The organism is Pseudoflavitalea sp. G-6-1-2 (assembly GCF_012927185.1).
In the GTDB taxonomy this organism is placed as follows: Bacteria; Bacteroidota; Bacteroidia; order Chitinophagales; family Chitinophagaceae; genus Pseudobacter.
In genome coordinates, this window is the sequence record NZ_JABBGB010000003.1 from 64,272 (window position 1) to 90,825 (window position 26,554).

The following is a 26,554-nucleotide window of genomic DNA, read 5'->3' on the forward strand; positions in this document are numbered from 1 at the left end:
TTGGAAAGATAGCCCAAAAATTAAGAACGAACTGTTCTGCGGTTTAGTCTCCCGTAAACTTATTTACTTGAAGGGTTATGGCACATTGATGTACTTGTGCAACTGAAGGGAGAACTCCCATTGGGGATGTTCTTTGATATAGTCGATGATCAGGGGAGTAACCTGGTTCACTTTGCTCCATTCCGGCTGCAAAAACAATTTGCATTCGGGCGAAACCTGTGCTGCATATTTTTCTGCCCATTCGAAATCGCTCTTGTTGTAGATCACCACTTTCAGCTCATTGGCATGTGGCACTACTTCGGGAAGAGGGAATTTGAATTTTTTGGGAGAAAGACAGATCCAGTCCAGCTCACCGCTGAGCGGATGAGCGCCGGATGTTTCGATATGGGTTTGGAAACCTGCTTCGTGCAGGGCGCCTGTGAGCGCGTCGAGGTTATGCATCAGCGGCTCGCCGCCGGTGATGATGGCGATGCGGCCGGGGTATTGCGCAGCTGCACTTACAATTTCATCGATGCTTTGCAGCGGATGTTTGCCGGCATCCCAGCTATCCTTCACATCACACCATACGCAGCCTACATCGCATCCGCCGAGACGGATGAAGTAAGCGGCCCTTCCCTGATGGAACCCTTCGCCCTGAAGGGTATAGAATTGTTCCATTACAGGAAGCTTAGTATGTACCATGGTTTCCATGCTGCAAAGGTAGTGTAATGATGAAATATGCTAGTTCCTTTCCATGCAGGCGCGGTAGGTATTGGCCATCAGCGCTGCGATGGTCATGGGGCCTACGCCACCGGGAACGGGCGTGATATAGCTGCATTTGGGTGATACGTTCGCGAAGTCTACATCACCTTTAATGGAGTAGCCTCTCTTTTTGGAAGCGTCTGGTACGCGGGTGATGCCTACATCGATCACCACAGCTCCTTCTTTCACCATATCAGCTTTCACAAATTCAGGTCTGCCCAATGCAGCTACGATAATGTCGGCCTGCAGGCAGATCTCTTTGAGGTTATGCGTTTGAGAGTGGCAGAGCGTTACAGTGCAGTTGCCGGGATTGGTGTTGGCACTCAGCAAAATGCTCATGGGGCGGCCAACGATATTGCTGCGGCCGATCACTACGGCATGTTTGCCTTTGGTGTCGATCTTATAGTGTTCCAGCATCAGCATAATGCCGTGCGGAGTTGCGGAAACAAAGGTGGGAAGCCCCTGCACCAGTTTACCGGCGCTTTCGGGATGGAAGCCATCCACATCTTTCGACGGGTCGATGGTTTCGATCACTTTGGCTTCGGAAATATGCTTGGGAAGAGGAAGTTGCACCAGAATGCCGTCGATATCCGGATCATTGTTCAGATCCTGAATAGCAGACAGCAGCTTGAATTCGCTGATATCTTCAGGAAAACGAAGGAGGGTGGATTTGTATCCGATCTCTTCGCAGGTTTTCACTTTTGAACCTACATAGGTTTCGCTGGCGCCATTGCTTCCAACGAGTACTGCTGCGAGATGGGGTACCTTCTTTCCTGCAGCTGTCAATTGCCCTACTTTCAGCCTGAGTTCATCCTTGGTGGCCTGCGATACAACTAGTCCGTCTAAAATTTGCATGGCGCAAAGGTAATCGAAGAAATTTAATTGACATGACTAGTAAAATTTTCCTCGTTTTTTGTTTCTATGGAAAACCTACCCAATGAAAACAATCCTATGTGGCCTCTTCAGCGCCTGGAGCGCTGTTGCTGCTGCCCAGATCAGTCGTCCGGTTGCAATAATTCCCATTCAGACAGCCGCGTACCACGAGCATTTCACTGATATTTTTTCATCGAAACTTAATCTCGCCGTGCTGCCGTCATTAGCTGATTTTCAGTTTGGAGCATGGGCAGAGAAAAAGTATCTGTTACCCGCACTTCAACAGTATTCGATTATGGCAGGGGCTGCCACAGGCCAGAGCGGATGGGCAATTTCGGCGGATCATACCGGACTGGATTCATTCCGGGAATATGCGCTGCAGCTCGCTTACGGGCGCAGGCTGGGAAAAGTTTCCCTCGGAACCGGACTGCATTATGGAGCGAAGCATGTTGCCGGTTACGGAAACCGGAGTTTCTGGAGTATGGGCATTGGTGTGCTCTGGAAAGTTAGTTCGGTGATAAGCACAGGGTGGCAACTCAACCATCTTTCAGGCGGAATTTTTTCAGCAGGCAACAAAGAAAGACTGGCCTACGGTTATACAGCAGGGTTAGGCGTGCTGCTGGCGCCTGCGTTGCTGGCCGAAATGCTGGTAACAAAAAATGAAGCGCAGGCGGCATCTGTGATTGCTGCATGCCATTATCAGGTAAAGAACAGGCTGCAAGCCTCGGTGCAGCTGGATATTCCCGAAGCAAAGCCATCCATGCGCGTAAAATGGAAAATGAACTGGATGCAGTTGGGTGTTACTGCGGCCTATCATGCCATGCTCGGTTTTAGTCCGGGTTTATTTCTCCTCGTCGAAACCTCCAATGAAAAACCATGATGAAGGGAAAGATACAATGGGTGCAGCTGGTGAGAACCGGCTGCATCATTGCCGTATGCCTGCTGCAGCTGCATACGGCCAAAGCGCAGGAAGAAGAAAACAATGGTAACTGGAAGGAACAACTGCTGGAGCAGCTGGCAGACAGGGAAGAAAGCATTCCGGAAGATGATGATGAACTGATGGCAATGGATCAGTTCATCCGGCATCCGATTGCGCTGAATGAGGCCACTGCAGCGCAATTGCAGCTGCTTCAGATATTGCATCCCTGGCAGATCAATAATTTTCTGCTGTACCGGAGTGCGTTCGGAAAACTGCTGAGCAGGTATGAGTTGCAGGCAATACCGGGGTGGGATAGCGCCACCATCCGTCAGTTGTTGCCTTATGTAACACTGAACGAAAAAGCAGCTTCGGATCGGCCTTTGTTCCGGAGGTTCAGAGGTGGCGAACAGCAGGTGCTGCTGCGTTCGGGAAAATTGTTTAAAGAAGCAAAGCCTGCTGTTTTCGTCCGGTATCGTTATCAATTTAAACAGCAGTTGCAATGGGGATTTACAGGCGAAAAAGATGCCGGCGAATCATTCTTCCGCGGGGCGCAGAAAGAAGGATTCGATCATACCGGATTCCATCTTTTCGTCAGAAGAATTGGTCCGTTGCAGGCGCTGGCTATTGGCGACTTTCAGGTGAATCTGGGGCAGGGGCTCATTCAGTGGCAGTCGATGAGTTTCGCTCCTACACCCGTTCTGAGCATCAAAAAACAAAGTGAATGGCTGAAACCTTACAGTGCTGCCGGCGAACTGAATTATCACCGGGGCATTGCCGTTAGTGCCGGAAATAAACATTTGAAAACAGGTGCATTCTTCTCTTATCGCAAAGTAACCGGAAGAACAGATACAGACAGCAGCGGCGAATTTCTCACAGGTTTCGATGCCAGCGGTTACCATCGCACGGTATTGGAGCAGCAACGGAGAAAAAACACAACGCTGATGGTTACGGGAGCAATGATGCAGTATAAAACCAATCACTGGCATCTGGGCTTCAATGCTGTAGGATATAGAACCAGCAAGCCTTTCAGGCCGCCACCTGCTCTGTACCGCAAGTTCGGCATCGAAGGCAATACCTGGCACAACGCCAGCATCGATGGCAGCGCAACGCTGCAAAATTTTCACCTGTTCTGGGAATGGGCGGTAGACAAAAGAATGACAACGGCATTTACCGCTGGCACTATGATCAGTCTCAGCCGTCATTTCAACATGGCCATTCACTACAGAAACTTCAGCAAAAAATATCAGGCCCTTTTCAGCAGCGCCATTGCGCAGAATGCTTCGCCCGGTAATGAAGAAGGGTGGTTGCTTCGATGGGAATGGCAACCTGCCCGGAACTGGAAGTTGCAGGGGAGTGCAGATATCTTCAGGTTCCCCTGGCTGAAGTACCGGATCGATGCTCCGGCCATCGGACATGAATATCTGTTCATGGCAATTTATCAACCCTCCCGCAGGGCAGAATTGCAGTTCAGGTACCAGCATTCGCTAAAACCACTGAATGCGAATGCTGAAAATGTTGAAAATCAAGTTATCAAGTATCCGGGGAGTGCCGAAAGGCGTCAATGGCGGTGGCAGTGTCTGTGGAAAATCTCGGAGAATTTCAGCCTCAAACAAAGAGTCGATTACCTGCTTGCAGGAATCCGGAGAGCGGGCAATCTTCAGACAGGCATCAGTGCCTTCATGGAGGCCACCCGGCGGGTCGGCAGAAAATGGATGTTCAACACCCGGTTACATTTTTTTGATACAGATACTTATGAATCAAGGATTTACGGAATGGAACGCGACCTGTTGTACAGTTATTCCATGCCGGCTTTTGCTGGTAAGGCTATCAGAACCTATGCTTTGGCACGGTGCAAATGGGGTAATCAAAAAGCTGCAAAGAGGGGTTGGGAGGTAGAATGCTGGCTAAAAATGATGAAGCAATGGCCGGCAGATTTGGTTAATGGCTCGTTAACGGAGACGGGTTTTTTCTCTTCTGCGGAGCTGAAAATTCAACTGATCGGAAAGATTCGTTGAAAAAAGTTTCAAAAACCGGTTTCGGCCGGTTTTATAAGCTGTTCATGATCATTGAATTAGTGAAAATCAGTCTGGTGGCGGCTTGCGGCCGGCCGCAATTTTTGAAGTTTTTTTCAAAGGATTTGATGGTACAGCAGCATTTTTAATTTTTAACTTGTCTAGCTTGAAGATCTGTGTCCTGTTTTAACAATATTTTGGGAAGTTCAAAAAGTCCCTATATTTACACAGTTCAAAACTAAAACTCACTAGTCACATGAGAAAAATTCTGTCACTGCTTGCAGTGCTGGTACTATGCTATGTATCCGCATCTGCTCAAAGCCGGTTTATTACCGGTCAGGTCCGGGATAGCCAGGGGGAACCGGTTCCTTTCACCTCAATAACCCTCAAGACTACAGGCAAGGGTGTCACTTCCGATGTTAATGGAAATTTCAGAATCTTAGCGGCCACCGGGGACGTACTTGTGTTCACCGCGGTGGGAACTCAGTCTACAGAAGTAACAGTAGGCACAAGTGATGTGCTTTCTGTTACTCTTGTAAAGACTGGAAATCTGCAGGAAGTGGTGGTAACGGCCCTGGGTGTGCGCCGTCAGGCAAAAGAACTGGGTTATTCTACTGCGCGTGTTCGTAACAGTGAGATCAATCAGGCCAAAACTGTAAACCTTCAGAACGGTCTTACAGGTAAGGTATCTGGTTTGAGCATCACCACTGTAAACAGCGGTGTATTTGAAGAAACCAAGATCAACCTTCGCGGTCTCCGCTCATTAACCGGTAATAACCAGCCGATGCTGGTAGTAGATAATATTCCCATTTCACTGGGCTTTATTTCTATGATCAACCCCAATGATGTGGAAGATGTAAACGTACTGAAAGGTGCATCCGCAGCCGCTCTGTACGGTCCGGATGGGGTGAACGGTGTAATCCTCGTTACAACAAAAAGAGGATCATCGGGCAAACCAACGCTCACAGTGAGCCAGTCTGTTCAGCTTGCGAGGGTTTCATTCCTTCCCAAACTGCAGAAAAGATTTGGTAGCGGATCCGGCGAAGATGCATTGGGCCGCCCGGTTTACGATCCCATCGAGAACCAGCAGTTCGGTCCTGAATACGATGGCAAAGTTGTTGAAATCGGTCAGGTACTCGAAGATGGCGACATTCAGAAAACTACCTACGACTACAAAAAAAGAGAGAAAGAGAAATTCTGGAACAATGGTCTTACGTTGCAATCAGACGTAACATTTGCAGCAAAAGACTTCCTGATCTCTGCTCAGCTGGCCGACCTGAAAGGTCTGATGCCAAAGGATGTGAACAAAAGAAACTCACTCCGCATCAATACTTCCAAAGAGTATGGCAAACTGAAAGCAACATTGAACCTCAACTATATTCAGAGCAACTACGATGTGGTGAACAACGCAGCTTACGCAGGCAGGTTCGCCAGCAGCTACAACGGTAGCATTTACTTCACAGTACTGAATACTCCTGGTCAGGTTCCACTTACCAAATACAAAGACTGGAGAAACGATAAATACGCACAATACTCCAACTATTACAACGAGTATTTCGTAAACCCATACTGGGCAATCGATGCTCACCGTTCCAAAGGCAGAACAGATAATATTCTCGGTGCTTTGGAACTGAACTACGACTTCTTCGACTGGCTGCATGCCACCTATCGCATAGGTACATCATTCCAGTACGGAACATTCAAAAATGAGAATGCTCCCATCGAGACTACACAGTTTGCGCAGGACCACAGAGGTCAGCAATACGATGCTGCTCCGGGTAGCGTAGCAGATGGATCAGATTTCAGCAGCCGCGTTACACACGAATTCTTCCTCAACGGCAGAAAAGAAATTCACAACGATTTCGCTGTAAACTATATCGTAGGTACCCGTTACCGTGAGAACCGCACCAAAACAATCAATGTGGCAGGTAACAACCTCTTTGTACCATATGTGTTCAACCTCAGCAACAGAGCGGGTGAGGCAGTGGGCAATGAAGGCAATATCAAGAACCGCCTCATTTCTGTTTTCGGTCAGGCAAGTCTGAGCTATAAAGGCTGGGCGAACATCGAGTTCTCTGCAGCGAACGATTGGGACAGCCGTTTGAACATCAACAACAATTCTTACTTCTATCCTGGTGTGAGTGCATCAGTGGTGCTCACCGATGCGATTCAGGCACTGTCTGAAAGCCGCATTCTTTCTTACGCAAAACTGCGTGGATCGTGGTCTAAATCTGCGAACGTAAACCTCGGCACTTACGAGCTGGAGCCAGTGTACAACCAGATCGGCGGTTTCCCTTACGGAGGTCTCGGTGGTTTCTCTGCAGGCAACCTGGTAACCAATCCAAACATCAAGCCTGAGAAGGTTAACTCACGTGAGATCGGTCTCGAACTCGGTTTCATGAAGAACCGTTATAACCTCGATGTAACTTACTTCTTCCAGAAAAATACAGATCAGATTCTCGAAGTACAGCAATCAGCAGCTACTGGTTATCCTTCTTACAAAACCAATACTGCCAACTTCGAAAACTATGGAGTTGAAATCGACCTGAACCTTACACCACTGGTGAAGATCGGCAAAGGCAGATTCAACCTCGGCATTAACGTAACGTACAACGACAACAAAATCACTTCACTGTTCCCAGGCATCAATGAGCTGGCAATCGGTGGTACCAACCAGTTCACTCAGATTGCAGCGAGCTCACCAGACGCTTACAACTATGCGATCGTAGGGAAACCTGCCTTCGTGTTCAAAATAAGCGACTATGCACGTGATCCTCAGGGAAGAGTAATTGTAGATAAAGTAACCGGTGATCCAAGACTCGAAGACAGCCTCGTGGTTCGTGGCCGTTCTCTGCCTCTCTGGACGCTCGGTTTTAACCCAAGCTTCAGCTGGAAAGGCCTCACCATCTCTGCAACATTCGATTTCAAAGGTGGCCACTATGCTTACCATGGTATCGGTTCGGATATGGACTTCACAGGTATCTCAGAACGCAGTGCCCAGTTCGGTCGTCAGCGTTTTGTATTCCCCAATTCTGTGTATGAAGAAGCTGGCAAATATGTTGAGAACACCAATATTCAGGTATCCAACGGTGGACGCAGCTTCTGGGCTACCGGTGCTACAAACACTGCTGTGGGTACCAACTATTTCTCCAGCGCTGCATACGTGAAATTCCGCGAGCTGGCGATCTCTTATGTGCTGCCTTTCAAATGGATCGGCGAATCTAAAGTGATCAAGAAATTTGTGGTTGGTGCTACAGGTCGTAACCTCATCACATGGGTTCCGAAGTCTAACCAATGGACCGACCCTGAGTTCAACTATACTGCAGCCGGCAACACATTCGGTTTGAACAACGTATTCTCTACTCCACCTGCAAGAATTTTCGGTGGATACGTAACGCTCACATTCTAAAAGATGAAAAACATTATTGCAATGAAAACTTCATTATATAAGCTGATGCTTCCGGTTGCAGTGCTTTCTGCTTCCCTGACCGGATGCAAAAAAACGCTCGATATCAACCAGAACCCCAATCAGGTTCCGGAGTCGGCTATCAAAGCGGAACTGATTATTCCATCTGCACTGCTCGAAACAAGCAGACAGGCTGTAGCCAACTATGGCTGGCTGGCCAACTGGATGGGGTACTGGTCTCCGTCGGGTTCTTACAACCCGAATACAGAAGAATCTACCTATAATATCACCAGTTCGTTTGTTGAAAACAAATGGCCTGCTATCTACAATGTATTGTTCGATCTGCACAACGCAGAGAAGAAAGCGGCAGGAGCCAAGCAAACATATATTCAGGCGATGGCGATGGTAATGAGCGCCTACCTCTATCAGAATCTGGTAGATCTGTATGGTAATGTGCCTTACTCTGAAGCCTTCCAGTTTATAGAGCATCCTACTCCCAAATACGACAAAGGAGAGGATGTGTATGCAGCACTGCATAAAAAACTCGATGATGCCGTGGCACTGCTGAAAGCAGCATCACCAACTACTATCGACGGAAAGGTAGACATCGTGTATCACGGTGAAGCCGAGTCGTGGATCCGTTTGGCCAATACCCTGAAGCTGCGCCTGCTGCTCAGAACTTCAGAGATCACTCCAAACCCAACAGCTGAGCTGGCTAAGATCACTGCAAATGGCGGTGTGCTGGGTTCAGAAGAATCTGCGAGCGCTAATCCAGGTTTTGCCAATGACAATAACAAACAAAGTCCATTCTTCGGACTGTACGGTCTTACTCCATCTGGCAACCAGGCCAATGAATATTTCCGTGCAAACGCCTATATCATTCAAAAGATGAAAGATGGTGCTGATCCAAGGATCGGTTACTTCTTCAAACCTGCGGCCAATCCAACCAATCCTGCTGATCGTTATGTAGGAACGGTGTATGGAAGAGACCCTAACACACTCTTCAATGGCGACCGTACTTCCAATATCGGAACAGGCCTCGCCAGAAAGTTCGATCAGCCACAATGGATAATTACTTCCGTGGAAGCTCAATTCTTCTATGCAGAAGCAGTAGCCAGGGGCTGGTTTGCAGATAATGTGAAGGACGCTTACGAAAATGCAGTGTATGAGTCTTTCCTCTGGCTCGGTACTTCAGATCCTGAAGGAGATGCTATTGATTATCTCGCAACTCCAGGCGCAAATTGGGCCAATGCAGGCGCAACAGTAGAATCAAAAGTGAATTTCATTGTAAAACAGAAGTACATGGCGCTTGTCGGAATCAATCCGCTTGAGGCATGGAGTGATTACAGAAGACTGGGTATTCCTACGGATGTGCCACTTTCTGTGAATCCTGCAAGAGGATCCCGCGTAATTCCTGCGCGTCTGATCTATCCTGCTGCCGAGTACGCTGTAAACGGGGCTAATGTTGCTGCGCAAGGCAATATCACACCCAATAGCAAAATTTTCTGGGACAAATAATCACTTAAAAATTGAACTGTTATGAATGCAACATATAAATTCCTCACTTTCTGTGCAGCCGGCCTGGTGATGTTAGGCGCAACAGGCTGCCTGAAGGATAAGGCTTATGATAATCACCTTGAGAATATCAAGGTAGATAAGAACGAAAAGGTAGTTGAAGTGATGGGCCCCATTACCGGGGGATACGGTCAGGTACTGAATTTCAGCCATGGCGATACCACTGTGCTTCTGGTTACAGTGAATCTTGCAGCAGATCAGGTATCTTCTGAAGACATTAAGGTTACTATGGCGTTAGATCCGAAAGTAATCACCGACTACAATGCAAGAAACGGAACAAGCCTTACGCCGCTTCCTGGTGCTAACTTCAACATTCCTACATTTGAGATGACCATTCCGAAAGGCTCACGCGAGGCCACACTCAAAGGAAAAATTATCAATACATCTTTCCTTGAAACAGGAAAATATGGTATTGGTCTGAAGATCGCTTCCACTTCTGCAGCAGGGGTTAAGGTCAGCGGCAATTACGGTACACAGGTGATAGAGTTGCGTGTGAAGAACAAATACCATGGTTTGTACGTTGCGAAAGGTGTTTTCCATCACCCAATTAATGGAGACAGGCCGATAGATGAAGAGAAAGAACTCATCACTGTGGAGCCCAACTCAGTTGAAGCAAATCTGGGTGATCTTGGTGCAAGCAACTACAAAATGATCCTGAAAGTAAATGAAACCACCAATAAAGTGACCATCACAAAATCAGGTGCTTCACCCGAAATAATTTATGACGTGTATACGACTTCCAATACGTATGATCCTGCAACACGCACTTTCCACCTTAAATACCATTATGTGGGCGGTGGTGGTCCGAGGATTATCGAGGAAGACATCAAATTCAAGAGCGCGCTTTAGTTTTTGTTTAGAATAATCAAACAACCAGCAACACAGGGCGGGATCCTTTCCAGGATCGCCGCCCTGTTGCCTTTTTATACCCATCTTTACAGCAATTGTTGCCGAAAAATTATCTTCGCAGCAATACTACACATATGCAAGATCAACAAGAGCAGAATAATCAGCTGAATATCGAGATATCTGAGGAAGTGGCAGAAGGGCAGTACGCCAATCTGGTGATCATTACCCACTCACATGCCGAGTTTGTGGTAGATTTCGTGAATGTGATGCCCGGAACTCCCAAGAGCAAGGTAAAATCGAGAGTGATTCTTACGCCTCAGCATGCCAAGCGTTTTATGAAAGCGCTGACGGAGAATGTAAGCCGTTTCGAATCGATCAATGGTAAGATCCAGGATCTGGAAGATGCCCAGATTCCTATGAATTTCGGCGGCCCTTCGGCACAGGCATAATCAGAGCAAACCCTGTTCTGCAAAACTGAAATAACCACCTGAGCTTACGATGATATGATCTAAAAGCTCGAGGTCTAAAAGGGAGCAGGCTTCTTTGATTCGGGAAGTAATGGTTTTATCGGCACGGCTGGGTTCGAGACTGCCCGAAGGATGATTATGGCAGAGGATGAGCTTTACCGCACCCAGCTCCAGTGCTTTCTTGATAATGATTCTTACATCTACGATGGTGCTGGTAATGCCGCCTTCGCTGAGCAGCATCCAGTGCTTTACCTGATTGGCCTGATTGAGATAGACCACTGCACATTTCTCATTTTCGAAGTGGCTGTATTCGGCCTGCAATAGATTAACCGCATCTGAAGAACAAAGGATGGTTTTCTTTTTGCGGGGAACAGCTGCCTGCCTTCTGCGTGCCAGTTCGAGACTGGCTGCAATGGTAACTGCTCTGGCTTCGCCTATGCCCTTTATTTTCTTCAGCTCGTGCACCGATCTGTTCGATAACTCGTGCAGATCGTAATTGCAGCTTTCCAATACCTCTCTGGCAAGGTCAACTGCTGATTTCTCTTTATAGCCGCAATTGATCAGAATGGCCAGCAACTCAGAATCGGAGAGGCTTTCCGGGTTTTTACGAAGTAGTTTTTCCCTTGGCTGATCATCAGAAGCCCACGCCGTGATAGGGTAGTTTTTCCTGTCGGAGATAAGGTATTTTTTCTCTTGCATAATCCAAACCGGGCTATTACTTTCACCCCATACAATTTACAACAGAATGTAATAATCTTATTCACCCTGTCGTTATTGTGCATAATTATCCAATACATTTCCGAACCCTTAAATCCAATAATCCATGAAAAGAAAAACTACACTCTCTGCCATCGGTGGCTATCAACCCTTCCTGTTCTGTGCAGGCATGTATGTTGTGGCCCTGTTTTTCTCCATCTTTATCTGTTCTGCCATTTTCCATGCAGCCAACCCTAAAAAGTCGATGGCTGAGAAAAAAGTAGCTGCCTCCAAAACACTTACGGGCAGCCAGCAGGTATTGTTAACCGTTACCAATCAGTAATTTATTATAAGCCGGCCTGAAAGATGGCCGGCATTTTTTATTGCCCGGACCCGATGCCCGTTGATGGTCCGTACCCTTCTTTTGCCCTTCCGGTTCTAAAAATTATTCCTGTGAGGAATAACCCCTAATCCCTTTCTTCTCTCTATCTTCGCCGCACATTTTAATCGCGGTATGGAAAATTCTGTCAAGATCTTTTCCGGTACGGGGTCTCAATACCTCGCCGAGAAAATAGCACAGCAATATGGCACCACCCTTGGAAAGATCACTATTTCCCGGTTCAGTGATGGTGAAATTCAACCGGTTTTCCAGGAAAGTATCCGGGGAGACATGGTTTTTCTCGTTCAGAGCACATTTGCCCCCGCTGAAAACATTCTGGAGATTCTGCTGATGATCGATGCAGCCAGAAGGGCTTCGGCTTACAAGGTGGTAGTGGTGATACCTTATTATGGGTATGCCCGTCAGGACAGGAAAGATAAACCCCGGGTTGCCATCGGTTCTAAGCTGATAGCCAATATGTTAGTGGCCGCAGGCGCTGACCGGGTGATCACAATGGACCTCCACGCTCCCCAGATTCAGGGTTATTTCGACATCCCGGTGGACCATCTGGACAGCTCTGCCATATTTATTCCTTATATTCAGCAACTTCAGCTGGAAAATCTTACCTTTGCGGCCCCTGACGTAGGAAGTGCCAACAGGATCCGTGAGATTGCCACCTACTTCAATGCAGATATGGTGATCTGCGACAAGCACCGCAAACGTGCCAACGAGATCGCCAGCATGGTAGTAATCGGTGATGTAACCGACAGGGATATTGTTTTGATCGATGATATCTGTGATACAGGCGGCACCCTCGCAAAATCTGCCGGGTTGCTGATGGAAAAAGGAGCAAGAAGCGTGAGAGCCCTTTGCACGCATCCGGTACTGAGTGGCAATGCTTACTCGAATATCGAGAACAGTGTACTGAGCGAACTGGTGGTTTGTGATACCATTCCACTGAAACAGAAGATATCGAAGATCAAAGTGCTGAGCGTGGCCGAACTGTTTGCAGTAGCTATCCGCAACGCATATGAGAACAGAAGCATTACCGGTCTGTTCATTCACAGCCAGATGAGAAACAAATAATCTGGCGATAAGCAAGTGTTCAAATTAAACAAACATAAACAATGAAAGCAATTACAATTGAAGGCCAACTGAGGACCGAAACCGGGAAAAAAGCCACCCGCCAACTTCGCTCTCAGGATCTGGTACCCTGTGTAATTTATGGCGGTGCTCAGGAAGTTAGCTTTGCTGCTCCTGTGATGGCTTTTAAATCGCTTGTGTACACAGCAGAATTCCAACTCGCAAAGATCAATGTAGACGGAAAATCTTATCAGTGCATTCTGAAAGATATCCAGTTCGACAAAGTAACTGATTCTCTGAACCACATCGATTTCCTTGAGCTGGTAGAAGATAAACCCGTTGTTGCTACACTTCCGCTGAAGTTCACCGGATCTTCAGTAGGTGTAAAAGCAGGTGGTAAACTGATCACAAAGATCAAATCTCTGAAGATTAAAACGCTTCCAAAATATCTTTCTGAGAACATCGAGGTTGACCTCACAAACCTGGAGCTGAACGGAAACATCCGTGTTGAAGACGTGAAAGCTGAGAACATCGAAATCCTCAACTCACCACGTATTCCTATCGCTTCAGTTGTTATGACACGTCAGCTGAAACAGGAAGAAGCTGCTGCTCCTGCAAAAGGTGCAAAAGGCGCTAAGAAGTAGTAAGAAAAAGAACTGAAATACCTAAATCCAAGCCCGGAATAACCAATGCCGGGCTTTGGCTTTATTTCCAGGGAGAAAAGATTCCCGTTTACTGACTGATCCTGCTCTGAAACCACTAATCGTTCCCGCATAACCTTTACACTGTCAGTAACGGGAAGGCTCATTAACAAATCACGGTATGTCCAAATTCCTTATCGTAGGTTTAGGCAATATTGGAATGGAGTACGCCGGCACCCGGCACAATATTGGATTTGAAGTAGCAGATGCCATAGCCCTGAAAAATGGCGTTTCATTCAGATCCGACAGGCTCGCAGATATTGCAGAAACAAAATACCGCGGGAAGCAATTGATCATTATCAAGCCAACCACCTATATGAACCTTAGTGGTAAAGCGGTGAAGTACTGGCTCGATAAAGAAAAGATCCAACCATCCAATATGCTGGTTATTCTCGATGATCTCGCATTACCATTGTCGAAACTTCGGTTAAGGCCATCTGGTAGTGATGCAGGTCACAACGGACTAAAAAGCATTCAGGCGATGATCAACTCTGTTGATTATCCCCGTTTGAGGTTTGGCATCGGTAACAATTACCCCAAAGGAATGCAGGCAGATTTCGTTTTAGGAAAATGGTTCAAAGAAGAAATTCCAGTAGTTCTACGTAAGATCGAAAAGTGTGTTGAAGTTGTTGAAAGCTTTGCCCACATTGGAATTGAACGCACCATGAACGAGGTTAATAAATTGGAGTTTCCACTATGATTTGTTAATTTGAATCTTTATTTTCGCAATAATATCCCGATTGGATAACAACCTTTTGATATTCAATATTTCTATGCAACTGTACCCCTCCTGTCCAGGTTATGAAACTTGAAAACAATTATCACAGTTAAACCCTTTGTTGTGTATGAAAATATTCTGTGTAGGCCGTAACTACGTGGCACACGCAAATGAATTGGGAAACGATGTTCCGGATGAGCCTATTATTTTTCTGAAACCTAAGAGTGCTTTGTTGCAGGCACACACTCCATTCTACTATCCTGAATTCACAAACGAACTGGATTACGAATGCGAACTGGTATTAAGAATATCAAAGAATGGTAAGTACATTCAGGAAAGATTCGCCAATAAATACTACGACGCAGTTACGACCGGTATCGATTTTACTGCACGCGACGTTCAACGTGAGCTGCAATCGAAAGGTCTCCCCTGGGAAAAATCTAAAGCCTGGGATAATTCCGCTGTAATCGGAAAATGGGTTCCATTCCAGAATGTGAAAAATAAGAAGGATATCAACTTCTGCCTCTACAAAAACAAAGAACTGGTTCAACAGGGGAACTCAAACCTCATGATCAATAACTTCGATAAAGTAATTGCTCATATATCAAATTATTTCTCCGTAAACATCGGAGACCTCGTATTCACAGGCACACCTGCAGGCGTAGGTGAATGCGTTGTTGGTGATGAACTGGAAGCCTTCATCGAAGATGAAAGCATGTTAAACCTCGAGATCAAATAACAGTTATAGATCACTACAAGGAAAAAGCCGTTCCGCTTCTGCGGAGTGGCTTTTTTTATTCCTTTTATTTACCTTATTTAAACTAACAACTGTTATTGTTTTACTACATTTGTCCGATATACCCGCAACGCTCGTTATGACCAGTACAGATACTATGATGAAAGCCTATCGCCTCATGTGCACTGCAAAGGCGATGGCAGAAAAATATGAAGCCAACAGACAGGTTTGCAAATACGTTCACTCCACATCACGCGGACACGAAGCCATTCAGCTGGCCACCGCATTTCAGCTGCTTCCCTGCGATTTTGTGAGCCCGTATTATCGCGATGAGAGCATCTTGCTGGGCCTGGGTTTCACGCCGTTTCAGCTGATGCTGCAACTGCTCGCCAAAGGCAACGATATCTTTACCGGAGGAAGAGAATATTACAGTCACCCCAACTACAGGGGCAACGATAAACCTACCATCATTCACCAGAGCAGCGCCACCGGCATGCAGGCTATCCCTACTACCGGTCTCGCACAAGGTGTTCAGTACCTCGAAAAAATTCATGCTGAATCGCTCAAAACCGGCCCTGCAGGCGAACTGCCCGTAGTGATCTGCTCCCTCGGAGACGCCAGCGTTACCGAAGGTGAAGTGAGCGAAGCATTTCAATTCGCTGTACTGAAAAAGCTGCCCATCATTTATCTTGTTCAGGATAATAACTGGGGCATCTCCGTTAGTGCCGATGAAGCACGTGCCATGGATGCCTACGACTATGCCGGAGGATTTCCGGGCATGGGGCGTGTACGCATCGACGGTAGCAACTTCGAAGAGAGCTACGACAATATGCGCCGCATCATTCAATACGTTCGCCATCATCGCGAACCTTATCTGGTGCAGGCGAAAGTGCCACTGCTCGGCCATCACACCAGCGGTGTAAGAAAAGAATTTTACCGCTCGCAGGACGACTGGGAGAAACATCTGCAGGATGATCCCGGTCCAAAACTCCGTCAGCGTTTACTCCAGATCGGTATAAGCGAACAGGAATTGCTCGATATCGAAGATCAAACCCGCCAGTTTGTAGACAACCAGTTTGCGCAGGCGGTGCAGGCGCCCGATCCCGATCCGGCAACTGTTGCAGATCACGTTTTTGCTCCTACGCCTGTAACCGAAGAAAAGGGCAACAGAGCGGGTAATGGAAGCGGTGATAAGATCATGATGGTGGATGCCGCACTTTTCGCTATCCGTGAACTGATGGAAGATTTTCCCGATGCGGTACTCTATGGTCAGGATGTAGGCCGCAGGCTGGGAGGGGTGTTCCGCGAAGCGGCCACACTCGCAGAACAGTTTGGAGATCATCGTGTTTTCAATACTGCCATCCAGGAAGCATATATCATCGGATCAACTGTAGGCATGAGTGCGGTGGGCCTCAAACCCATCGTGGAAGTGCAGTTCGCAGATTATATTTACCCCGGACTGAACCAACTGGTTACGGAAATCTCAAAATCGTCTTACCTTAGTTGTGGAAAGTTCCCTGTTCAGACTGTGATAAGAATTCCTATCGGCGCCTACGGAGGCGGAGGCCCTTACCACAGCGGAAGCATTGAAACCACACTGTTATCTATAAAAGGCATCAAGATTGCCTATCCCTCCACCGCCGCAGATATGAAAGGACTGATGAAAGCGGCCTTCCTCGACCCCAATCCGGTTGTAATGCTCGAACACAAAGGATTATACTGGAGCAAGGTACCCGGAACAGAAGAAGCAAAGACTACTGAACCTTCACGAGATTATGTTTTACCCTTCGGTAAAGGACAGATTGTAGCAACAGCAGATGCAGCAAGAACCGCTGAAGGAGATTCCTGTTGCATCATTACATACGGAATGGGTGTGTACTGGGCCAAAGCAGTAGCCAAACAGTTTGCCGGACGTGTGGAAGTAATCGATCTGCGTACATTATTCCCGCTCGACGAAGAACTGGTTTTCGAAACAGTGAAGAAACACGGCAAATGCCTGGTGCTTACAGAAGAACAGCAAAACAATTCTTTTGCAGAAGCGCTCGCAGGCCGCATTTCAAAGAACTGTTTCCAATGGCTCGATGCTCCGGTTGAAGTGTTGGGAGCAATGAACCTGCCTGCAGTACCCATGAATATGGTGCTCGAACAGGCGATGCTTCCGAACCCTCAAAAGGTTGCAAGCGTTATCCAACAGCTGCTCGAAAATTAGTGGCCCTGTAAATCAATGAGATAATACCCAATCAGTTGATACTGACTTGATAAGTATATTGTCATTGGCTTGCATACATCCCCATCATTGGCCGCTTATAAAATTTTAACACTGCTGTTCGCATAAAAAGTACCTTATTTACGTAAAGTATCGTACTTAACCACTCTCGCCGCCATGAAGAACAAATACCTGAAAGGTGCCCATCTTTCCGAAAGGAAGGTTCGGGAACTGATTAAACTATTTTGCGACGATCTGACTGCCACTCAGATTGCCAGCATCACAGGCATCAGCCGTATTACGGTGAACGCCTATTTCAAACTCATCAGAACACATATTGCCCGGTTCTGCGAAGAACGCAATCCGCTGCATGTATCCAATGGTACGTTGGCATTTATCCCTATGCATACTTCCAGCTCAGCAGTGGAATCGCCCGAAAGCAATTCCAGAAAACCGCTGTATGGTGTGTATGTAAAAGAAGGGATGGTGTTTTCGGACAGAATGCCCGACCTCGAAGCCAGCTGGCTTACAGACTGGTTGAAAGGACGCATTGAAGCAGGTTCCGAAACCGTAGAAAAGTACCGCCTTCATCTTTACACCGGCATCGCAGATTTCAACAACATCAGACTGCACAGGCTCAACGGCCTTAACGGAAATATTATCAGCGGAAGGAATTCCGATGATGATATCGAAACATTCTGGGGTATGCTCAAATCGAGGCTGGTGAAGTTCCGCGGACTCAACGGAGGAACCCTGTACCTGCACGTAAAAGAAACTGAATTCAGATTCAATTATCGTTCGGCAGATATCTACGATATGCTGCTGAGCATATTGCATCAGCAACCCTTGCATACATCGAAACCAATGGTTGTAAGTGAAAGCATTCCGGGAAAATAATATCGCGCAGCCTCCCGGTGTATCCGGTTGCGTCATTCGAATTTTCTCATGTGACTTCGCAGGTGGTTTCTACCACCTGCTCTTTTCATAGTTCTGAACCTGCTTTTAGCTGTTTGACGGAATGAAATAACGGATTCACATATTTTAACCGCTTGCCGGTTTTATTTTATCGTTCTTGCATCACTGAACAGCTTTTGAACAACCTGCCTTATTCTTATTTACCTTATTCTTACTGTAACTTTTTACTTCGGTTATCCGTCGAAATAATTCTCCGGGGATTTCTTTTATGTTCCTCTTTTGCAACTCATCCCTGGATCACTAACATAGTTGCGAATAGAATTTTCTCATGTGACTCGCAGGTGGTTTCTACCACCTGCTTTTTTTCGGTATCCCTTTCCGACAGTTCGGCAACCCTCTCTGATGAATTCAGCCTCGTTAATGCCATGCTTCGGCGATTAATTGTATTTTGTTGTATGACTCCGCTGATGCAACTCATCTTATGGATCTGCCTCGTGGCTGCCGGTCAGGGTATTCTGATTGGCATAGTGATTCTGCGTGGCCGCCAGAGCCAGCCCGCAGGGCGTTTGCTCGGATGGCTCATCACCGGGTTTGCACTGGCCATGGCCAGCTTTGTTCTCAACATGACTATCCGGAGCACAACATGGTATCCCGGCCCTGTTCTCACCTGGGCCATCGCTGCTTTCTTCGGACCATTGCTGCTGATGTTCGTTCGCGGCATCACAGGTTTTTCTTTCAGGCTTCCTTTTCATTACTGGCATTTTATTCCAGCTCTTTTTTACATCGCCGAAGTGTTGATGTATTGGATAGGAGGGAAGCAGATGATCCTGCTCACCAATCTGCAGATGGCGCTGCCTGCCAACTTCATATTGCTCGGATATGTGATCACTGCTTTGCTGCACCTGAAATATTACACGGGTAAAGTAGTGCAGTTCAATCCACAACAGAACAATGCATTGGTGAACACGCGAAAGCTGCTGATTTTCTTTGGGCTTTATGCATTCAGCCTTCTGGCATTTCTGATTTGCGTGATAGTGAAATCTACTGCGGGCATCTACATCACTATTCTTATCAAGGTGCTGCTCACGCTCGCCATCTATTACCTGAGTTATGCAAAACTGCGCATTGGTTATCAGTTGGCCGTGAGAGAAGATGTGTTGCCAAAAGAAAAATACAAGACAACTACACTCAGCATCGAAACTGCCGACTATATTCTCAAGCGACTGAAGCGCGTGATGCAGGAAGAAAAACTTTTCCTGAGCCCCAGTCTCAAACTGAAAGAAGTGGCAGACAAGCTGGGTACATCTACCCATCATTTATCGCGCGTGATCAACGAACGGCTCGCACTCAGCTTTCCCGATTACATCAATTGCTGCAGGGTGGAAGCAGCGCAGCAGCTCCTGCTGTCCGATCACACCATTACCATCGAGGCCATTGGCCAGCGTTCGGGCTTCCGCAACAAGACTTCTTTCAACAATGCTTTCCGCAAATTCACGCAGCAAACCCCTTCCCAGTTCAGGGCCGCAGGTGGCCAGCAAGCTTCACATGCCGATCAGTAGCGTTTACTGATGTAAAGAATGATCATACTGTACAGCTTTGATGCCATGAAACAGCGGAATTGCCTGTCTGTATTCCGACATTTATTCATCAAAACTCAGTCATATGCATCAATCTATTCTGGAATGTGAGCATGGAATGTTTGTTACTTCCAATGATCAGAACAACAGTCAACTGTCTGTAGTAAAACAAAGGTTTCTGGTAAAAAGAGGGCAGCAGCTGATATCGCTGCCTACTTCGGAGATCCTGTATTTCTATTCGAGAGAGAAGGTGAGTTTTGCACACACCATTGATAACAAAGAATTTGTAATTCCTTTCACCATCGAGCAGATCAGCATGATGGTTTGCGGGGATCATTTCTTCCGCGTAAGCCGTCGGCATGTGATCTGTCATCAGGCCATTCATCGTGTACTCGTTTGGTTCAACGGAAAGCTGAAACTCGAAATCAGGGCCGCGGTGCCGGAAGAAGTGATCATCAGCCGTGACCGGGTGCACAATTTCCGCATCTGGATGGGCGAATAAGGCGACCGGGATCGCATATTCATGTGATTTTGCCCCAACGGTACCCGCAGTTGGGAACGAAGGTTGCATTTTTGCTGTCAGGTAAACGTTTAACCACAAATCATCAACCATGAATGCAACCCATGCAGCAATGCAACAACTGAATCAACCACTGTCCGGGCAGGATCAGGCCTGGCAGGAAATTCTGCGGGACTCTTTCCCCGGCAATGCCAATCCCGTTTACAAAAACAGGTTCCTGGTGAAGAAAGGACAACAACTGATCTCACTACCGGTGCAGAGTATCCGATATTTCTTTCTCCGCGATAAACTCACTTTTGCGCGGATGACAGACAACAAAGACCATATTCTCGGCTTCTCCATCACCGACCTGGAAAAGCTGATCTGTCCGGTTACCTTCTTTCGCGTAAGCAGGCAATTCATTATCAGTCACGAAAGCATTGTGAAAGTAATGATGAGCACACACGGCAAACTAAAAGTAGAAGTACAGCCCGGCTTCTCAGAACAGATCGTTATCAGCCGCGAGCGCGTACCTGCTTTCAGAACATGGCTGGGAGAATAACAATCCCTCTGCATCTCCCGCCAGCCCACACCCCGGAAATAAATCCGCTTCTCAGTTCAAACCTTAGCCAGCCCGGATAGCTTATTTGTTCATTGAGCAGTAAACCGGTTGCTTCTCCGATGCAGCCCTGTTCATTTTATTGTCAGATAGTTCTAAAATCAGTTTATGTACAAACCAATTCAGATGTGGATGCTGTTGCTGACTGCAGCAACATGCCTCGCAGTATCCTGCAGTAAATCGAAGCAGGAAGATCCGGAAACCAGAAAGCCGGTGGCCGGGCAGCTTGCCGTTGTTTTCGATAACAAGACCATTCCTTTCAGTCTCATCGATTCGGGCTATGTGGTATTGAGGAAGGATGGAAATCAGTTGCCCTATATCAAAAAGTTCATCAAGGAAAAAGATAAGCTGCAAATAACCATCGACGATCTTACACCAGGCAACTACACGGCATCGCTGTATGTTGATGCGCATCTCGAAGACAATAACAAAGTGATCTACCGCGAATACAGGATGGATAAACAATTCAAAGCAGGTAATGATGGCATTGAAGTATCCGGCCCAACCACTTCATGGAAAAAAGACTGGAAGCCGCATGTGGTGTTCACCAACGAAACCAAAGAATTCTATGCCTATGTTCCGCTGATTGGAGAAGATCCTACTTTCGAGATCATCCGCAACAATAAAAAGTGGACGTACTTCTATATCGAACGTGCTGCACATGAACGCAAAGGAGCAACCAATAAACTGCTATCTGGATTCAGTTACCAATGCAGTGATTGTTTTGGTAATAGCGAATACCTCTACAACAAAACTGCCTTCAAAAACTGGTCAACGGAATTGGCAAATTATTCATGGAATAATGGCGTGATCGTGTTCATGATAATGGACCAGGAAACCGGCGAAGACATCCAGTATCCCTATGTTTTCGACCGCCCTGACCTGCAATAATTAACCCGCACATACAAATGTTAGTACGCAAAATATATTGAACAAATCAACGGTATTTTGATGTTTTTGTTGTATTTTTAGACAGTTGCTTGCCCGCTTTTTAAGATTTATTTTATTAAGCGCGTTTATTATTAGATAATTTCCAAAACTAATTTTCAACGATGGCAAGCAACCAGGGTTTATACCATCCCTCCTTTGAGCGTGATGCCTGTGGTATCGGTTTTGTGGCCAATATCAAAGGTTCTAAATCTCATCAACACATCTCCGATGCCTTAACTGTTCTCGAAAACATGGAACATCGCGGCGCCTGCGGTTGCGAAAGCAATACCGGCGACGGTGCAGGTATCATGATTCAGACACCCCATGAATTTTTCTTCGACGAATGCATTCGGCTCGGCGTTCCGCTTCCTCCGTTCGGCAGATATGGAGTGGGTGTGATTTTCTTCCCGCGCGAAATTCGTCTGCGCGAAGAGTGCCGCGATATTTTCAATCGTGCCGCCGAAAAACTCGGACTGGAAATTCTCGCCTATCGCAAAGTGCCCGTAAACCCGGAGGGGATCGGCGCTACAGCGCTCAGCGTTGAACCCGAAATGGAACAGGTGTTCATCGCTTGTCCCGATCATATCAACAACCCTGAAGAATTCGAAAGAAAACTTTTTGTGCTGCGCAACTATGCCACACACGTAATCAATAATACAGTGAAGCGCGATGCCATCGGTTTCTACATCGCCAGCATGAGTTATAAAACCGTTGTGTACAAAGGTCAGCTCACCAGCGGACAGGTTCGCAACTATTTTCCCGATCTCAGCAACAAGCGTGTGGTAAGCGCCTTCGGCCTTGTTCACTCACGCTTCGCCACCAATACCTTCCCCAGCTGGAAACTGGCGCAGCCATTCCGTTTCATCGCTCATAACGGTGAGATCAATACGCTGCAGGGTAACCTCAACTGGTTGAAGACCTCAGAGAAAGGCTTCACCTCCGGTTTGTTCACCAAAGAAGAAATGGAGATGCTGCTGCCCATCGTTACCGAAGGTCAGTCGGACTCTGCCTGCCTCGATAATATGATAGAGCTGCTCACGCTCTCCGGCCGCTCCCTTCCGCATGTGATGATGATGCTCATCCCCGAAGCATGGGATGGCAACGAAGACATGGACCCCGTGAAAAAAGCTTTCTACGAATTCCACGCCTCCATGATGGAGCCCTGGGACGGTCCCGCTTCGATCTCTTTCACCGACGGAAAAATTATCGGCGCAACGCTCGACAGAAACGGACTGCGCCCTTCGCGCTACTGCGTTACCACCGACGATCGCGTGATAATGGCATCCGAAACCGGCGCACTGCCTGTGCATCCCACACTGATTAAAGAAAAAGGAAGATTGCAGCCCGGCAAAATGTTCGTAGTGGACATGGAGCAGGGAAGAATCATCAGCGACGACGAACTGAAAGGAAATATCTGCGGACAAAAACCATACGCAGAATGGCTCAATAAATACAAGATCCGTCTCAACGAACTGCCCGAACCGCGCGTGATGTTCACGCATCTCGAACGCGAGCAGGTGTTCAAATACCAGAAAGCATTTGGCTATTCAACGGAAGATCTCGAAACCATCATTGCACCGATGGCACTCGATGGCAAAGAGCCCATCGGCTCTATGGGAACCGATGTGCCGCTCGCTGTACTCAGCGATCAGCCGCAGCATCTCAGCGCTTATTTCAAGCAGCTGTTTGCGCAGGTTACCAATCCGCCTATCGATCCTATCCGCGAAAGAATGGTGATGAGTCTCGCCACTTTCGTTGGAAACAACGGAAATCTGTTGCAGGAAGAACCGCTCAGCTGCCACACTGTTGCGCTCAAACATCCTGTACTTACCAATCACGAACTGGAGAAGATACGCAGTATCGATACGGGCATCTTTCAGGCAAAAACATTGCAGTGTTATTTCCGTGCAGACGGAAAACCCGGCAGGCTGAAATCTGCGCTGGATCGTATTTGCCGCTATGCAGTGGATGCTGTGGAAGATGGATTTGAAGTGCTGATACTGCAGGATCGTGCCATCGATTCCGATCACGCACCGATCCCTTCATTACTGGCTACTGCGGCTGTACATCATCATCTTATCAGAAAAGGATTGCGCGGTCAGGTGGGCATTGTGGTAGAAGCCGGAGATGTTTGGGAAGTGCATCACTTCGCTTGTCTGCTTGGATTCGGCGCTACTGCCATCAATCCATATCTCGCACTCAGCTCTATCCGCGATCTGAAACTGAGTGGCAAACTCGAATCTGCGCAGGATCCAGAACAGCTCAAGAAGAACTACATCAAAGCTGTGAATGAAGGACTGCTGAAAGTGTTCTCCAAAATGGGGATTTCCACTTTGCAATCTTATCAGGGTGCGCAGATATTCGAGATCATCGGCATCAATCACGAAGTGGTAGATAAATATTTCAGTGGTGCAACCAGCCGTATCGAAGGCATGGGCCTCGATGAAATTGCGAAAGAGACTTTGGCGAAACATTATTTCGCGTTCAGCAAAAAGAATATTCCGGTAGACAGGCTGATGGTAGGTGGTGTGTATCAGTGGAAACGTAAAGGTGAATTCCATCTTTTCAATCCGCAGACCATTCACCTGCTGCAGTACTCCACAAGGATGAACGATTACAATACTTTCAGAAAATATTCGAAGCTGGTAAACGATCAGGCAGAGAAAGCTGCTACGTTGAGAGGACTGTTCCGGTTCAAAAAGAATCGTCCATCCATAGCAATCGATGAAGTTGAACCGGCAGAAAATATCTATCGCAGATTTGCGACCGGTGCAATGAGCTTCGGCTCTATTTCATGGGAAGCCCATACCACACTGGCTGTTGCCATGAACCGACTTGGTGGAAAAAGCAATACAGGAGAAGGAGGGGAAGATGAAAGCAGGTATCGGCCATTAGCCAATGGCGATAGCATGCGAAGCGCTATCAAGCAGGTGGCGTCGGCACGTTTCGGTGTAACCAGCTACTATCTCACAGAGGCCGATGAACTGCAGATAAAGATGGCGCAGGGAGCGAAGCCGGGAGAAGGCGGACAATTACCGGGACATAAAGTGGATGACTGGATCGGCAAGACCCGTCACTCTACACCCGGAGTCGGCCTGATCTCTCCACCGCCGCACCACGATATTTATTCTATCGAAGATCTCGCACAACTGATCTTCGATCTCAAGAATGCGAATCGTGCTGCGCGCATCAATGTGAAACTGGTTTCAAAAGCAGGTGTGGGCACAATCGCCGCAGGTGTAGCCAAAGCAAAAGCAGACGTGATTCTCGTTTCCGGTTTTGATGGAGGCACCGGCGCTTCGCCACTCAGCTCTATCAAACATGCCGGACTTCCATGGGAACTCGGTCTTGCAGAAACTCATCAGACGCTCGTAAAAAATAAATTGCGCAGCAGGGTAGTGGTGCAGGCAGACGGACAAATGAAAACCGGAAGGGACATTGCCATGGCAGCTCTTCTCGGTGCCGAAGAATGGGGTGTTGCCACTGCAGCGCTTATTGTGGAAGGATGTATCATGATGCGCAAATGCCATCTCAATACTTGTCCGGTTGGCGTAGCCACACAGGATCCTGAGCTGCGCAAACGCTTCACCGGCGATGCAGATCACGTAGTGAACTTCTTCAAATTCATTACGCAGGAACTGCGCGAAATAATGGCGGATCTTGGCTTCCGTACTGTAAACGAAATGATAGGTCAGGCCGATTGCATCGAAATGCGCGACGATATCACGCATTGGAAATTCAGCAAACTCGATCTTTCACCCATACTCTACAAAGAACCCGCATCTCTCTACACAGGGCTCTACAACCAGGAGCCGCAGGATCACGGCCTCGCAGAAGTGCTCGACTGGAAACTGCTCGAAGCTGCAAAGCCGGCCATCGATTCACGTGAACGTATAACCGCTTCATTCAATGTTAAGAATACTGATCGTACTATCGGTACCATCCTCTCCAATGAAATAACCAAAATTCACAAGGGTGCAGGATTGCCGGAAGATACCATTCACTTCAGTTTCAATGGAACAGCCGGGCAAAGCTTCGGTGCCTTCAATACAAAAGGTGTAACGCTCGAACTCGAAGGGGATGCAAACGATTATTTCGGTAAAGGGCTTAGCGGAGCGAAGCTGATTGTGTATCCTCCCCGTCAGGCAACTTATGTGCCCGAAGAAAATATCATCATCGGTAACGTAGCATTCTATGGCGCAACTTCCGGTGAGTCTTTCATCAGAGGAAAAGCCGGAGAACGATTCTGTGTGCGCAACTCAGGTGCAGAAGTAGTGGTGGAAGGAACAGGTGATCACGGCTGTGAATACATGACGGGCGGCCGTGTAGTGATACTCGGAGAAACAGGAAGGAATTTCGCAGCAGGCATGAGCGGCGGCATCGCATACGTGTACGATGTGAAGGGGCAATTCCCTGCACGCTGCAACCGCGAAATGGTGGAACTCGATCCGCTCGATCAGGATGATATCAAATACCTGCAGGATGTAATCACCAAACACTACGCCTACACTGGAAGCACCGTAGCAAAATTCGTACTCGATGACCTCGAAAATCAGGCGAAGAATTTTGTGAAAGTATTCCCGGCAGATTACAAAAAAGCGCTGCTGCAAAAATCGAAGGTAACCAATCTGAAACCTTCCTGACCGAAACCCA

At 47.4% G+C, this 26,554-nt stretch carries 21 protein-coding genes; 18 read left to right on the forward strand and 3 right to left on the reverse strand.

Annotated features, from left to right (window positions below; all coding sequences use genetic code 11):
- Positions 1–75: 75 nt before the first annotated feature.
- Both HHL16_RS17580 and HHL16_RS17585 read right to left on the reverse strand, forming a co-directional pair.
- A complete protein-coding gene (locus tag HHL16_RS17580; protein ID WP_240966260.1) occupies positions 76–690 on the reverse strand; it encodes a 7-carboxy-7-deazaguanine synthase QueE in 615 nt (204 codons plus the stop codon).
- A gap of 30 nt (positions 691–720) precedes the next feature.
- The gene (locus HHL16_RS17585) at positions 721–1,596 is read right to left on the reverse strand and encodes a tetrahydrofolate dehydrogenase/cyclohydrolase catalytic domain-containing protein (protein WP_169426588.1); all 876 of its coding nucleotides are present in this window, start codon (positions 1,594–1,596) and stop codon (positions 721–723) included.
- An 82-nt stretch (positions 1,597–1,678) separates the two neighbouring features.
- Between HHL16_RS17585 and HHL16_RS17590 the strand changes: the two genes are divergently transcribed.
- From HHL16_RS17590 to HHL16_RS17615, 6 genes are all read left to right on the forward strand, one after another.
- Positions 1,679–2,494, forward strand: a complete 816-nt coding sequence (locus tag HHL16_RS17590) for a hypothetical protein (protein WP_169426590.1) — start codon at positions 1,679–1,681, stop codon at positions 2,492–2,494.
- Positions 2,491–4,548 carry a helix-hairpin-helix domain-containing protein gene (locus HHL16_RS17595; protein ID WP_169426592.1) on the forward strand — a complete coding sequence of 686 codons (2,058 nt, stop codon included), beginning with the start codon at positions 2,491–2,493 and terminating at the stop codon, positions 4,546–4,548. Before HHL16_RS17590 ends, HHL16_RS17595 begins: the two co-directional genes overlap by 4 nt.
- Before the next feature lie 253 nt (positions 4,549–4,801).
- Complete coding sequence (locus tag HHL16_RS17600) at positions 4,802–7,954, forward strand: SusC/RagA family TonB-linked outer membrane protein (protein WP_169426593.1); 3,153 nt, start codon at positions 4,802–4,804, stop codon at positions 7,952–7,954.
- Between the two features lie 21 nt (positions 7,955–7,975).
- Complete coding sequence (locus tag HHL16_RS17605) at positions 7,976–9,469, forward strand: SusD/RagB family nutrient-binding outer membrane lipoprotein (protein WP_169426595.1); 1,494 nt, start codon at positions 7,976–7,978, stop codon at positions 9,467–9,469.
- Between the two features lie 21 nt (positions 9,470–9,490).
- A complete protein-coding gene (locus tag HHL16_RS17610; RefSeq protein WP_169426596.1) occupies positions 9,491–10,375 on the forward strand; it encodes a DUF1735 domain-containing protein in 885 nt (294 codons plus the stop codon).
- A 134-nt stretch (positions 10,376–10,509) separates the two neighbouring features.
- Entirely contained in the window at positions 10,510–10,824 is a 315-nt protein-coding gene (locus HHL16_RS17615) for a DUF3467 domain-containing protein (RefSeq protein WP_169426598.1), read from the forward strand.
- Here the strand turns inward: HHL16_RS17615 and radC are convergent, their stop codons facing one another.
- Positions 10,825–11,541, reverse strand: coding sequence for a DNA repair protein RadC (radC, locus tag HHL16_RS17620; RefSeq protein ID WP_169426600.1), 717 nt, complete (start codon positions 11,539–11,541; stop codon positions 10,825–10,827).
- A 124-nt stretch (positions 11,542–11,665) separates the two neighbouring features.
- Here radC and HHL16_RS17625 point away from each other — a divergent pair, with 124 nt between their 5' ends.
- From HHL16_RS17625 to gltB, 12 genes are all read left to right on the forward strand, one after another.
- Positions 11,666–11,881, forward strand: coding sequence for a hypothetical protein (locus HHL16_RS17625; RefSeq protein WP_169426602.1), 216 nt, complete (start codon positions 11,666–11,668; stop codon positions 11,879–11,881).
- A gap of 171 nt (positions 11,882–12,052) precedes the next feature.
- Positions 12,053–13,003, forward strand: coding sequence for a ribose-phosphate pyrophosphokinase (locus tag HHL16_RS17630; RefSeq protein ID WP_169426603.1), 951 nt, complete (start codon positions 12,053–12,055; stop codon positions 13,001–13,003).
- Positions 13,004–13,044: 41 nt separating this feature from the next.
- Entirely contained in the window at positions 13,045–13,644 is a 600-nt protein-coding gene (locus HHL16_RS17635; RefSeq protein WP_169426605.1) for a 50S ribosomal protein L25, read from the forward strand.
- 178 nt (positions 13,645–13,822) lie between these two features.
- Positions 13,823–14,401, forward strand: coding sequence for an aminoacyl-tRNA hydrolase (pth, locus tag HHL16_RS17640; RefSeq protein ID WP_169426606.1), 579 nt, complete (start codon positions 13,823–13,825; stop codon positions 14,399–14,401).
- Between the two features lie 145 nt (positions 14,402–14,546).
- A complete protein-coding gene (locus tag HHL16_RS17645) occupies positions 14,547–15,158 on the forward strand; it encodes a fumarylacetoacetate hydrolase family protein (protein WP_169426608.1) in 612 nt (203 codons plus the stop codon).
- Between the two features lie 136 nt (positions 15,159–15,294).
- Positions 15,295–17,364, forward strand: a complete 2,070-nt coding sequence (locus tag HHL16_RS17650) for an alpha-ketoacid dehydrogenase subunit alpha/beta (RefSeq protein WP_169426610.1) — start codon at positions 15,295–15,297, stop codon at positions 17,362–17,364.
- Positions 17,365–17,538: 174 nt separating this feature from the next.
- Positions 17,539–18,258, forward strand: a complete 720-nt coding sequence (locus HHL16_RS17655) for a hypothetical protein (protein WP_169426612.1) — start codon at positions 17,539–17,541, stop codon at positions 18,256–18,258.
- A 485-nt stretch (positions 18,259–18,743) separates the two neighbouring features.
- Positions 18,744–19,835: a helix-turn-helix domain-containing protein gene (locus tag HHL16_RS17660; protein ID WP_169426614.1), complete on the forward strand. Its 1,092-nt coding sequence runs from the start codon at positions 18,744–18,746 to the stop codon at positions 19,833–19,835.
- 103 nt (positions 19,836–19,938) lie between these two features.
- Complete coding sequence (locus HHL16_RS17665) at positions 19,939–20,355, forward strand: LytTR family DNA-binding domain-containing protein (protein ID WP_169426615.1); 417 nt, start codon at positions 19,939–19,941, stop codon at positions 20,353–20,355.
- A 109-nt stretch (positions 20,356–20,464) separates the two neighbouring features.
- The gene (locus HHL16_RS17670) at positions 20,465–20,914 is read left to right on the forward strand and encodes a LytTR family DNA-binding domain-containing protein (RefSeq protein WP_169426617.1); all 450 of its coding nucleotides are present in this window, start codon (positions 20,465–20,467) and stop codon (positions 20,912–20,914) included.
- Positions 20,915–21,079: 165 nt separating this feature from the next.
- The gene (locus tag HHL16_RS17675) at positions 21,080–21,862 is read left to right on the forward strand and encodes a hypothetical protein (RefSeq protein ID WP_169426619.1); all 783 of its coding nucleotides are present in this window, start codon (positions 21,080–21,082) and stop codon (positions 21,860–21,862) included.
- A 161-nt stretch (positions 21,863–22,023) separates the two neighbouring features.
- Positions 22,024–26,544, forward strand: coding sequence for a glutamate synthase large subunit (gene gltB, locus HHL16_RS17680; protein ID WP_169426620.1), 4,521 nt, complete (start codon positions 22,024–22,026; stop codon positions 26,542–26,544).
- Positions 26,545–26,554 lie beyond the last annotated feature (10 nt).